The sequence below is a fragment of the Methylococcus sp. EFPC2 genome, assembly GCF_016925495.1.
Classification (GTDB): Bacteria; Pseudomonadota; Gammaproteobacteria; order Methylococcales; family Methylococcaceae; genus EFPC2.
In genome coordinates this window covers 1,623,658-1,635,730 of sequence record NZ_CP070491.1, presented here as the reverse complement: position 1 = coordinate 1,635,730, position 12,073 = coordinate 1,623,658, and the positions used below count along the sequence as shown (strand labels likewise).

Annotated in this window: 7 protein-coding genes; 3 read left to right on the top strand and 4 right to left on the bottom strand. The window is 59.6% G+C overall.

Annotated features, from left to right (window positions below; all coding sequences use genetic code 11):
• The first annotated feature begins 119 nt into the window (after positions 1-119).
• The 3 genes from JWZ97_RS06775 to JWZ97_RS06765 all read left to right on the top strand — a co-directional run bounded on the left by JWZ97_RS06775 (position 120) and on the right by JWZ97_RS06765 (position 2,804).
• On the top strand, positions 120-1,157 hold the full coding sequence (locus JWZ97_RS06775) for an IS630 family transposase (RefSeq protein WP_205429545.1): 1,038 nt from the start codon (positions 120-122) through the stop codon (positions 1,155-1,157).
• 376 nt (positions 1,158-1,533) lie between these two features.
• On the top strand, positions 1,534-1,713 hold the full coding sequence (locus JWZ97_RS06770) for a hypothetical protein (protein WP_205434028.1): 180 nt from the start codon (positions 1,534-1,536) through the stop codon (positions 1,711-1,713).
• 350 nt (positions 1,714-2,063) lie between these two features.
• Positions 2,064-2,804 carry a Crp/Fnr family transcriptional regulator gene (locus JWZ97_RS06765; protein ID WP_205434027.1) on the top strand — a complete coding sequence of 247 codons (741 nt, stop codon included), beginning with the start codon at positions 2,064-2,066 and terminating at the stop codon, positions 2,802-2,804.
• A 287-nt stretch (positions 2,805-3,091) separates the two neighbouring features.
• Here the strand turns inward: JWZ97_RS06765 and JWZ97_RS06760 are convergent, their stop codons facing one another.
• The 4 genes from JWZ97_RS06760 to JWZ97_RS06745 all read right to left on the bottom strand — a co-directional run bounded on the left by JWZ97_RS06760 (position 3,092) and on the right by JWZ97_RS06745 (position 11,931).
• Positions 3,092-3,799 (bottom strand): Crp/Fnr family transcriptional regulator, encoded by a 708-nt coding sequence (locus JWZ97_RS06760; protein WP_205434026.1) that lies wholly within the window; start codon positions 3,797-3,799, stop codon positions 3,092-3,094.
• A gap of 809 nt (positions 3,800-4,608) precedes the next feature.
• The gene (gene shc, locus JWZ97_RS06755; RefSeq protein ID WP_205434025.1) at positions 4,609-6,588 is read right to left on the bottom strand and encodes a squalene--hopene cyclase; all 1,980 of its coding nucleotides are present in this window, start codon (positions 6,586-6,588) and stop codon (positions 4,609-4,611) included.
• Positions 6,582-8,906, bottom strand: a complete 2,325-nt coding sequence (locus tag JWZ97_RS06750) for a bifunctional diguanylate cyclase/phosphodiesterase (RefSeq protein ID WP_205434024.1) — start codon at positions 8,904-8,906, stop codon at positions 6,582-6,584. The genes shc and JWZ97_RS06750 overlap by 7 nt, the downstream gene beginning before the upstream one ends.
• Positions 8,907-8,937: 31 nt before the next feature.
• Positions 8,938-11,931 carry a chemotaxis protein CheB gene (locus JWZ97_RS06745; protein ID WP_205434023.1) on the bottom strand — a complete coding sequence of 998 codons (2,994 nt, stop codon included), beginning with the start codon at positions 11,929-11,931 and terminating at the stop codon, positions 8,938-8,940.
• Positions 11,932-12,073: the final 142 nt, after the last annotated feature.

The following is a 12,073-nucleotide window of genomic DNA, read 5'->3' as shown; positions in this document are numbered from 1 at the left end:
CAGGCGGAATACGTCGCCTCTATCGTCACGGAGCACCGTTAAGTGCGGTAGCGGACAGACTGACAGAAATTTATTAACCCGGCCAAATAATACCGTACTGAGTCTGGTAAAATTCGAGCATGGAAGCAGAACGAATCGATACTCGAAAACTGGAGCCGGCGGCACGAGAGCAATTGCGCCGTACGGTCATCCGCTTGCACCGGCGAGGGCATAGCCAGGCGGCGATTGCGCGGGAGTTGGGTTTGCGCCGTCCCACGGTGACGCTCTGGCTGCTTAAAGCCGAAGCCGGGCATGGCGTGAAAGAGGCCCAGCGTGGTCGGCCCGCAGGCAACGGTCGCCGTCTCACGCCCGCTCAGGAAAGCGTTCTCCAGAAAGACCTGGTGGACAAAACGCCGGATCAAGTGAAACTGCGCTTCGCCTTATGGAGTGCGCAGGCGGTGCGAGCGCATATCCAGGCGTGTTTTGGGCTGAACCTGCCAGTGCGCTCGGTCAGAAACTATCTGAAGCGCTGGGGATTCACGCCGCAGCGCCCGCTCAAACGCGCCTTCGAGCAACGACCGGCGGCGGTGCAAAAGTGGCTCACAGAGGACTACCCAGCCATCGCCCAACGGGCCAAGGCCGAAGGGGCGGAAATTTGCTGGGGCGATGAAACCGCTGTCAGTTCGGTCGAGCATTATCCGCGCGGTTACGCGCCGCGCGGCAAAACGCCGGTGCTGGTGTTGTCCCAGTCCAAGCGGGAGCGCATCAACCTCATCTCCGCCATCACCAACCAAGGGAAGATGCGCTTCATGATGTATCGAGAAACGCTCACCGCCGATGTCTTCATCCAGTTTCTCCAGCGCCTGGTCCGTGAGGCGGGGCGCAAGGTGTTTCTGGTCCTCGACAACCTGCGGGTTCATCACAGCCAAACGGTCAAAGCATGGCTGGCAGACAAAACCGACCAGATCGAGCTGTTTTTCCTACCCAGCTATTCCCCTGAACTCAATCCGGACGAATACCTCAATGCCGACCTCAAGGCACGGATGAGTGCCGCCGAACCCGTGCGCGACGGCTCTCACCTGAAGCGCAAGGTGACTTCGCACCTGCGTTCGATCCAGAAACAGCCCGCCCGCATCCGCGCCTACTTCAAAGCCGCCCCCATCAAGTACGCCGCTTAGAACGTACGGTATTTTATGGCCGGGTTAATAGCGAGTACAAATAAGCCACACTACCCTCCGCTTCAGGTTTAGGGGGAGACCGCTTGGCCCCATGGCCCGCGGAATGTGGCTCTGGAACCGAGCGTTCACGGGAGCGACTGCCATTCAAGGTCGTCGACTTCCCGCTCACCTTTCCTCATCCGGCCCTTCGGGTTCCCTACTCCCAGAGGGAAGGTGGCGATTAAAGCGGCGCTTTGCGATTGGAAGGTCGCGACTAAAGCGACGTTTGCGATTGGAAAAGGGGTAATGAGCGACCTTCGGTCGCAGGTTCCTGGGTAGGTATACGGGATGGTTAGGCAGGCTTGGACACCTCTAACTAACTTTAAGGACAAACGCCATGAACAACTTAATCGCCGAATTAATCCGTTCCTCCAAAGGCTATTTCCATGAAACCGCCGGTGTGATGGTCTGTTTCTTCAACGATCCGGAACAAGCTCGCCGCTGCGCGTATAAGATAACGGCAACGACCGGCAAAACGGCTGAGGTCTGCGGCAACCAGCTATCGATCGTCTTATAAGCGAGTCCGCAGAACGCCTTTGTAACTGGCCCATAGCCCGAATATTTCACATGGTTGGCCAAGTCCGGCTCAGCCCTTGCTTGCGGGCGTCAGCCGCGTTGACCCGCCGAGCCCCAGCCGCCGCGGCCAAGGCGGATCCTGCGGGGGAGTCCCGAGGTCGCGTGATGTCGTCTGACACATCCGGGCAAGTCACTCAACCACGCTCTCTACCTGTTGATCACCGGTATCCCCGTTTGACACGCTCTGTGTTATACAATGCGCACGCCAAATCCCGTACAGCGCGTCCTGTAATTTTTCGGTTGGTCTCGGAGGTGAAGCCAATCGAATCGGGTAAAATAAAAATATTGCTTATGATCGAACCGCATAGCCCCCGGCAAAATCATCTGCTCAACGCACTTCCCGCAGCCGAATACGAGCGTATAGCTCCTCATCTCGAACTGGTCTCGATGGCACTCGGCGATGTCCTATATGAGTCCGGAGACGCGTTAAGCTACGCCTATTTCCCCACGACCTGCATCGTGTCCAAGCTATACGTCATGGAGAACGGTGCTTCGGCGGAAATCGCCGTGGTGGGCAATGATGGCATCCTTGGTGTCGCTCTCTTCATGGGCGGCGGCACCATGCCGCATCGGGCCGTCGTCCAGAGCGCGGGTTATGCCTATCGGCTGCCTCGGCATCTGCTGATGGAGGAGTTCAATCGATCCGGGGGACGTCGCAGCGGTGCGCTACACCAGTTGTTGCTGCGCTACGCCCAAGCCTTGATTACCCAGATGTCGCAGACGGCGGTCTGCAATCGGCATCATTCCGTGGACCAGCAACTTTGCCGCTGGCTGCTGCTCAGCCTCGACCGGCTGACGTCGAACGAGCTGACCATGACCCAGGAATTGATCGCCAATATGTTGGGCGTGCGCCGCGAAGGTGTCACGGAAGCGGCGGGGAAATTGCAGCGCGCGGGATTGATTCATTACCGTCGGGGCCACATCAAAGTGCTGGATCGGCCGGGTCTGGAGGCTCGCGTTTGCGAGTGCTACCAAGTGGTCAAAGCGGAGACCGATCGCCTTCTTCCTCCTTCCTGCAGGATGTCCCGCTAGAGGAGCCGTTTGGCACGTCGTCCTGACTCTCTTCATGTGCCCGCGCTCGATGAAGACAATCGGCAGCGCTTGTATCGGCGCTCAAGGAATTCCGCGTCGGCTTCATCAGCGTCGGATACCGCTCCACCCTGGTCGAATATCACAACCGCACCCTGAAACTGGATCGTTCGGGAAGTTGGGAAATTGCGCGCAGCATGCACTCGGAACAACCCACATCGGCCCCCGTCACGGTCGAAAAGTCCTCGGCCGGGCCACTTGTTCGACAAGTTGTTCGGGCAAGCTCGGCGCTAGCCCAGAATACGCCGGTAGATTTCTTCGCAGGCCCGATAACACCCACAAGAAGCCGCTTCCAGCCCCACGCGATCGAGTATGGTGATATCCCCGCGGCGATAGCGGATGAGCTTGCGCTGCTGTAGGGAGTTCGCCGCTTTGGTGACGCCGACGCGCCGGACGCCCAGCATGGTGGCGAGAAATACGTGGGTGACATGGAATGTGTCGGAGTGCGCGCGGTCCTGGGTCATCAACAGGCAACGGGCAAGGCGCTCCTCCACGACGTGGAAGCGGGTGCATGCAGCCGTCTGGGCAAGCTGGCTCATCGTCACATAAAGGTAGCGCGTCAGTTCCCGCCGCAGCGCAGGACTGCGTTCGAGTTCACCGAGAAACGCCGACGCCGCGATGCGTAATGCGGAGCCGGCTCCCTGAACGACCGCGTGAAACGGCGCGACATCGACATCCAACATCAGTGTGATTCCGAGCATGCCTTCATCGCCAACCAGGCCCACCTCCAAGCTTGAGCCGCCCTCGATGGGCATCACCAAGGAAATAGCGCTGTCGATGGGAAAGTAGACATGACGTATGGGATCGCCAGGATTGCCGAGCACCTCGGCCAATCCTAGCTCGACCGTCTCGCAGTTCTCCAATAGGCGTTGACGGTCTTCGCCGGAAAAGGCGGCCAGCAGACGATTGGCGACAGGGCTAGCTGGGGTGGGCGGCACGACGACTCTCGGTCATGTAGCGGGAAATCCGCCCGGCGGCACTGGAAAAGCCGGCCGTGTCATCCCGTTGTTGGCGGCTGACGAGCGGGCAACGGATACCCTGGTCTCGAAAGATTCAAGCTACCCAAAAACTTCGCTGCCGTCTGTGCGCCAGCATACAAACCGGCATGGCCTCGTCCGAGACGCAAACCTGGGGTTGCACAGAGGAGCGGCCGCGCGAAAGCCACACGCGGCTGTTCGCCTACTGATCCAGTCCATCACGCGATTCAGATGGCTATCCACGCGGTTCAACACGTCCGCCAAATAGACCTTGCCGACAACCTCATTGCCGGCAATGTCGTAGGTGATCGTTACCGACTCCTGCAATCCCGGCTGCGGCTCTATGCCCCGGGTCAGCGTCGCTACCCCGGCAGCCACTCCACCCGCGCGCGGTAGGTGTCGCGATAGAAGCTCGCGATGCTTGCAGCCGGGTGTTCAGGCCAGCGTTCGCTTTCTCTGGGGTCATCCCCCTTGTGCAAAAGTGGAACTATCAGCACCCGTTCCGGCCGTCGCAAATCCGATGCACCGACCGAACGCTCACAAGCCGTCGGCACGCAAAATGGCTCCCCGGCACTATCACTGCCGGACCCGATGCATAGAACGACGGATAGCCAGGTACCGATAAGCTTGCACAAAGACAACTCCTGAAAACCGCTCGATAGCGCTTGCGCGCGAGGGCTCCGGCGAGGAGGTCAGTCCCTATGCGGGTAACCGCGCTTGTGCAGATACCCCGGCGTTGCTGCGGGACGAAACCGGTTGTGTGCGGAGTCTCAAATCCAAGCTCCGCCGGCTTGCCGCCTTCGTTCGCTGCGGTAACGGGCCAGCGCCCAGAGCGGGAAATACTTATCGTAACCGTGGTATTTCAGGTAGAAAACCGCAGGGAAACCGGGCGCGTTGAAACTGTCGTCCTTCCAAAAACCATCGTCCTGCTGGTGTTTCAGTAAATAGTGCACGCCGGCTGCCACCTCGGGGCAATCGGCTTCTCCTGCCGACAGCAATGCCAATAGAGCAATTGCGGTGTGGAATGCCGTGCCGGGCTGGATTTCGCGGCTTATTTCCGCGTTTTGATAACTGTCGTTGTCTTCGCTCCAACTGCCGTCCGCACCTTGGCCGCATTTGAGCCAGGCTACGGCTTTGCGTATGCCGGGGTCGTTCCGCGAAACACCCGCGGCTTCCAACCCGGTCAGCACGGACCAGGTGCCGTAGATGTAATTGGTGCCCCAGCGCCCGAACCAACAGCCGTCCGCTTCCTGTTCATTGCGCAAGTAAGCTATGCAGCGGTCGATGACGGGCCGATATTCCGGATGCCGGTTTAGCAGCTTGCCCAGCAGCATGATGCAGCGGCCGCTGACATCGGCGGTCGGCGGGTCGATCAGGGCGCCGTGGTCGGCAAACGGTACCTGGTTGAGATACCGATGCGTGTTGTCGGCGTCGAAGGCGCCGTAGCCGCCGTTGCGGGATTGCATGCCGGCGATCCAGATCCCTGCGCGCTCGACGTTGTCGGCAAAATCGGAGTTGCCGGCCTGTTCCAGCGCATAGGCCGCTACCGCCGTATCGTCTACGTCGGGGTAGTAGCTATTGCCGAACTGGAAAGCCCAGCCGCCGCCCGGCAGATTGGGGCGCTGGACTTGCCAGTCACCGGGTTCGTCCTTCAACTGTTTGGCGGCCAGCCAGCGCAAGGCGGATGCAAGGGCTTGCCGGGTGCGTGGATCGCGCTCGCGGCGGTCGACCTCCTGCAGGGCCAGAGCCGCCAAGCCGGTGTCCCAGACGGGAGAAACGCAGGGCTGGCAATAAGCCCACTCATCCTTGACGACCAGCAAGCGATCGATCGCCGCTCTCGCTGTCTTTCGCTGTTCGTTCTCGGGAGGAACCCCCAAATAATCCATGGCTTCATAGGAATTCACGATGGCCGTGAAAATCGCCCCCAGCCCATCGTAACCGTTCAACCTTTCCATGAACCAGTCGCGCGCCTTGGCGGTAGCCTTACGGCGGACGTAGCCGGGCATCAGCGGCTCCAGCAGTTGACCGATACGATCGAGTGCCAGGATGGCCTTGCCCAGCGGGGTTTTGACGTGGGAGAAATAATTTCTCTCCTGGTCCGGCGGAGTGACGAACAACTCGGCAATACCGATTTTATGAGGGTTGCGCGCCTTGACCCGGTAGGTGCAGAGAATGGACAACGGAACCATCACGGTACGCGACCAATACGATATTTTGTCCAGGTGGAACGGAAACCAGCGGGGCAGCAGCATGATCTCCACCGGGATCAAGGGGACCGCACGCCAGGGAAGCTGCTCGAACATCGCCAGCAGGATACGGGTGAAGACATTGGCCTTGGCGGCTCCACCCCGAGCCAGTATCCACTCGCGAGCCTGGACCATATGCGCGGCCTGAATAGAGTCGCCGGCCAATTTCAGCGCGTAATAAGCCTTGACGGTGCAACTCAGATCGCCAGCGCCGCCACGATAGAGGGGATAGCTGCCGTCCGTATTTTGTTGCGAGCGGAGGTAGTAGGCGATCTTGGTTTGGAGACCTGCATCGATTTCGTCCATGTGATGCATCATCAGGATGTATTCGGACGGAATGGTGCAATCCGGCTCGAGCTCGAATACCCAATAACCTTCTTCGTGTTGCAGGTCGAGAAGTCGTGCCTTAGCTCGCGCAATCGCGCTGTCCAAGGCCGACGTGGCAGCGGGCGAACCGGAGTAGGTGGAGTCCTGGCCGGAAACTGTAGGAGTACCGCTCAACATCCTTTCGCTTCCTCCGATTTCACTTCACGGATAGAACTGTCGGCGGTTCCGCGACCGTCCTCCTGGACCAGCGTTACGAATTTCTCCGCTGGTACCGCCGGGCTGTGGTAATGGCCTTGGTAGTAGTCGCAGCCTTGCGTCTTCAGGAAGTCGAGCTGTTCCACCGTTTCGACGCCTTCGGCCAGCACTTTCAGACGCAGGATATGGCCCATGGCCACGATGGCAGCGGCGATTTCCTGGTCGTCCGGTTTCTGTGGAATCTCCTCGATGAACGACTTGTCGATCTTGAGTACGTCCAGCGGGAAGCGTTTGAGAAAGGCCAGGGAGGAATAGCCAGTGCCGAAATCGTCGATGGCCAGACGCACACCTAAATCCCGCAATTGCCTGAGTATTGCTACCACCTCATCCTCTCTTTCCATCAGAGCACTTTCGGTTAACTCCAGTTCCAGACGCTCGGGGGGGAAGCCGGTTTCGCTCAGGATGCCCGCGATCGTTCCGCTGATGTCGCCGTGGCGAAACTGGTGTGGAGAGAGATTGACGGCCAGCTTCAGTGGCGGCAGACCGGCTTCGATCCAGCTTACGCCCTGGCGGCAGACTTCACCCAGCGCCCATCCGCCAATGCTTGCGATGAGACCGGTTTCCTCCGCAACCGGGATGAACTGGCTCGGCGGGATCCAGCCTTCGGTGGCGTGGCGCCAACGTATCAGGGCTTCGGCACCGACGATACGGCCGGATTCGATCTCGATCTGCGCCTGATAGTGGATCAGCAACTCGTTACGGTCGATGGCCCGGCGCAGCAGGGATTCCAGTTTGAGCCGCCGACGGGCGGCGTAAGTCAGGTCGTCCGAGAAATACTTGAAATTGCCGCGCCCTTCGGACTTGGCACGATATAAGGCGGCATCCGCGTTTTTCAGGAGTTCTTCCGAGGTTTTCCCGTGTTCCGGGAACAGGCTGATGCCGACACTCGCACCGATGCGGACTTCCGCGCAATTCGACAACCGCCAGGGTTCGCCGAGGGATTCGATGATCTCCGTAGCGACCAGCGCCGCATCCTGAGGATGGGACAAATCATCCAGCAACACCGAGAATTCGTCACCGCCCAACCGGGTCACCGTATCGATGCCCCGTAGCCGGCTCGTCAAGCGCTGGGCCACCTTTTGCAACAATTCGTCGCCGGCCAAATGGCCGTAACTGTCGTTGACGTCTTTGAAGCGGTCCAGGTCCAACATCAGCAGCGCCAGAGATTTCCGCTCGCGGCGGGCCACATCGAGGCTGTGCTCCAGGCGGGCGTACAACAGCAGTCGGTTGGGCAAGCCGGTGAGCGGATCGTGATGGGCCAGAAAATCGAGCCTGCTTGCGGCGTTTTTGAGTTGGCTGACATCGGAAAAGACGCCCACATATTGGGTGACCTGGCCGCTTTCATCCTGCACCGAACTGATGCTCAGCATCTGCGGATAAACCTCGCCGTTCTTGCGCCGATTCGAGATTTCGCCCTGCCAATGCCCGGTAGCCTCGATCCTGGCCCACATCGCCTCAAAGAAAGCCGCATCCTGATGGCCGGAGTTGAGGACTCGCGGCGTCTGTCCCAGCACTTCTTCGGCAGAATAACCGGTGATCTCGCAGAAGGCCCGATTGACGATCAGGATGCGTTCCGAGGCATCGGTCACCATGACGCCTTCCCGGGAACCCTCGAACATAACGGCGGCCTGACGCAGGCGCTCCTCTTTGCTCTTGTGTTCAGCGATATCGCTCACCACGACCCGGAACACGAGAGCCTCTTCGGTTTCCCAGGCCCGATTCGCTTCCAGCCGAGCCCAGAAGGGTTCGGCACCCGGCTTGACCAGGCGTAGATCCACAACCTGCAAGGTACCGGTTGCCAAAAGCTGCTTGCGATGTCGGTAGTAAAGATCCTGGTCGGCGGGAAGAATAAACCGGGATATCGGCTGGTTTATTAACGCGCTGCGCGTCATGCCCAACAAATCGGCGGCGGTGAGATTGGCTTCCAGGATGATGCCCTTTTCATTCAGCGTGAAATAACCCACTGGCGCCAGATCATACAAATCGAAATAGCGCGCCCGGGAAGCCTCCAGCTCCGCCTGGGTACGGCGCAGTTCCTCGTTCTGCATCTCCAGTTCGATCTGGTGCACCTGCAGTTCGTGCATAAGCTGTCGCGCCGCTTCGGGCGGCAGGGAATCGGGGATAACCGTGGTCGCCGCGGCTCTCCACCGGGCTATGTCCTCGGCTCGCCGGCGCAAGCGCTGCGCCGGCAGGGGCGATGGGTCTGCGGGCGAATCAGAAGGGAGCTTTTCATCGGTCATAGTCGCGATCCTTGTCGGCAACGGTGCCGAGCTAGGGTGATCCGTCGGTTTCCCGAATCCGCTCCGTGGTCGCCACGGCATACACTTCGCCGGCTTCATTCACCAGTGCGGTTGCAGTGAGCCATATCGGCACCGTTCTTCCATCCTTGGCGATTCTTTCCGTGGCATACGGCGCCAATTCCTCGGCCTTGCTTAAGCGCTGCGCGGTTTCCAATGCTTCCGAACGCAGACCTTCGGGTATGATTTCGCCGATGTTTTTCGCCAACGCCTCGTCCTCGCGCCAACCGTATAGACGCTCGGCCGCCGGGTTCCAGGCCTGTATGCGTCCTGCGGTATCAACCACCAGGATTGCGTCCCGTGAATCGCGCACCACTACGGCGAGATGGCGCAAGGCCTGGCTTTCCCGCATGAGTGCTTGTGTCCGCTTAAGTTCGGTAATGTCGATGAAGGCGATCACCGCGCCCTCGATGACGTTTTCTATCGTGCGATAAGGCCGGATACGCAGCAGATACCAGGCTCCCGCCTGGGTTTGAACCTCGATTTCCTTGGGAATCAGGCGATCCAGCACGGCCCTCACGTCTTCCACCAAGGTGCCGTAGCCCACCAGATTAGAAACGATATGACCGACCGGGCGACCCACATCGGTGGGAATCAGGTTGATGATCTCGGTGACCGCGGGCGTGTATCGCTGTATCAAGAGTTGGTGGTCGACGAAAATGGTCCCGATATCTGTACTGGCCAGTAAGTTGCTCATGTCGTTGTTGGCCCTGGCCAAGTCCACCAGCTTGCATTGCAGTTCCCCGTTGACGGTGGCCAGTTCCTCGTTCACCGATTGCAGCTCTTCCTTGGACGTTTCCAATTCCTCGTTGGTGGACTGCAATTCCTCATTCACGGACTGCATTTCCTCATTGGAGGATTTCAGCTCTTCGTTGGAGGCCTCCAACTCTTCGATGCTGCTTTGCAGATAGTCTTCCTTGGCCCGCAACTCCTGTTGCAAGGCGGCGATGCGGGTGTCGACCGCCATGGCCTTGTCGTCGCTTGCGGTAGGCCGGGCTTCGGTGTTCACGACTTGCCGAGTAGCAGGGACGTCTTCCAGGACTACCAGGAATAGCGCTTGGTCGGCTGTCGCGGTGGCACCCGCCGGCCTGACCGTGAGATCGACGGGGCTGAAATCTCCGTTGGTTTTGATCTGCAAGCCCGGATGTGAAACCGGCGCCTGTTGAGATGCCGCCAAGTGGAGGGCGGTGGTCAAAGCCGGGCGTAGACCTTCGCGTGCCATTTTCAGGATGTTCATGCCGGCTTCGCCCGGTGCCGGTTCGAGGTAGCGGCCGGTCCGTCCGTGCAGATAGAGGATGTCGCCGCGTGCGGTGATCAAGGCGGCCACGGCTGCATAGTGTTGCAGCAAAGCCAGCTCGGTCTGCTCACGCAACGGAGACTTGGCGTCGTGCGGCGTCTTGCCGTCCGTACGAGGGACACTGACCGGCAAGGGTGGGATGAACGACGCTGTAGCCATGCGGTAGGTCCCGTGAACGTTGTCCTTGCGCAAATACAGCTTGGCCTTACGATCCAGCGTGGAGAACAGGTCGACGAACTCGCCCACGCTTTCGGCGGTGCCGAAGAAGAGCAGGCCCCCCGGGTTCAGGGCGTAGTGAAAGAGCGGTATGAGCTTCTTTTGCAGTTCGCCCCCGAGATAGATCAGCAAGTTGCGGCAACTGATGAGGTCGAGCTTGGAAAACGGCGGATCCTTGATGACATCCTGTTCGGAAAAGATCAGGAGGTCGCGGATGCTTTTTTGTATCCGATAAGCGTTGCCATCCGCTTCTTTGATGAAAAACCGCGCCAACCGTTCGGGCGTCACATCGGCGGCGATGCTGGCCGGATAAAGACCGGCGCGCGCCGTTTCGATGCCCTGGCTGTCGATATCGGTGGCAAACAACTGCACCTTGACGTTTTTCTTTGTCACCTCCAGGTGTTCCTGGATCAAGATGGCAAGCGAGTAGGCTTCCTCGCCGGTCGAGCAACCGGGCACCCAGATTCGGACCACTGAGCCCGGCGGTTTGCCAACAAACAGGCGCGGGATGACCTGTTCCTGTACGGCCTTGAATTCGGTGGGGTCGCGAAAGAATTGGGTGACGCCGATGAGCAGGTCGCGAAAGAGCGCCTTGATCTCCGCCGGGGTGTGCTGACAGTAACGGACATAGTCGTCCAGCCGCTCGATCTGATGGACAGCCATGCGTCGTTCGACCCGACGGACGATGGTGTTGCGCTTGTATAGCGAAAAGTCGTGGGATGTGTGGGTGCGAAGCAGGACGAAGATTTTTCGTAGGGAATCTTCATCGTTGCACGCCGGAGGCAGCACGGAGCGCGTGGTTTTGCCGAATGCTTGCCGGGTGTAGCTGATGAGCTGTGCCAGCATCGCGGCGGGTGGCAGCACAAAATCCGTCATCCCGGTAGCGATGGCACTGCGTGGCATGCCGTCGTACTCCGTGGTTTCGGGGGCCTGCGCCATGACCATCCCGCCCTCGGCTTTGATCGCTCGCACCCCCTGAGTGCCGTCGCTACCCGTGCCGGACAGGACGATGCAGATGGCATGCTCTCTCTGGTCTTGTGCCAGAGAGCGGAAGAAAAAATCGATAGGCAAGCGTTGCCCGCGGGGTGCGTTTGGCTCCAGCAATTGAAGCGCCCCGTTCAGTAGAGCCATATCCCGGTTGGGCGGGATGATGTATGCGCAGTTGGGCCGGACCGCCATGCCGTCTTCGACCTCGAAGACCTGCATGCGGGTGTAGCGCTTGAGCAAATCCGAGAGGATGCTCTTATGATCCGGGGCGAGGTGTTGCACCAGTACGAAGGCCATGCCGGGATCGGTGTCGGCCGGCATGCCGGAAAAGAACGCTTCGAATGCCGCCAGGCCTCCTGCCGAGGCACCGATACCCACAATGGGAAACTCGCGAGCGGGCAGCGCCAACGACGGCGCCAAGTCAGTCGCAACGACTGCGGCAGGCGGGGCTTTCTTTTTTCGGATCAAGATATTCTCCATCTTCTGGGTTTGAACGCAGGGTAAACCGTTGAATGTCGAATCGCCCAATGCGACTTCAACACGATGTCCTGCGATTTCTTATCCGACTCGGCGCGCTCGTGCCGATTTTCCTTATAGACTCCATACTGCC

Bases quoted from the DNA above. Each gene is read 5' to 3' on its own strand.
- JWZ97_RS06775 (WP_205429545.1), top strand. From the start codon at position 120: ATGGAAGCAGAACGAATCGATACTCGAAAACTGGAGCCGGCGGCACGA.
- JWZ97_RS06770 (WP_205434028.1), top strand. From the start codon at position 1,534: ATGAACAACTTAATCGCCGAATTAATCCGTTCCTCCAAAGGCTATTTC.
- JWZ97_RS06765 (WP_205434027.1), top strand. From the start codon at position 2,064: ATGATCGAACCGCATAGCCCCCGGCAAAATCATCTGCTCAACGCACTT.
- shc (WP_205434025.1), bottom strand. From the start codon at position 6,588: ATGTTGAGCGGTACTCCTACAGTTTCCGGCCAGGACTCCACCTACTCC.
- JWZ97_RS06750 (WP_205434024.1), bottom strand. From the start codon at position 8,906: ATGACCGATGAAAAGCTCCCTTCTGATTCGCCCGCAGACCCATCGCCC.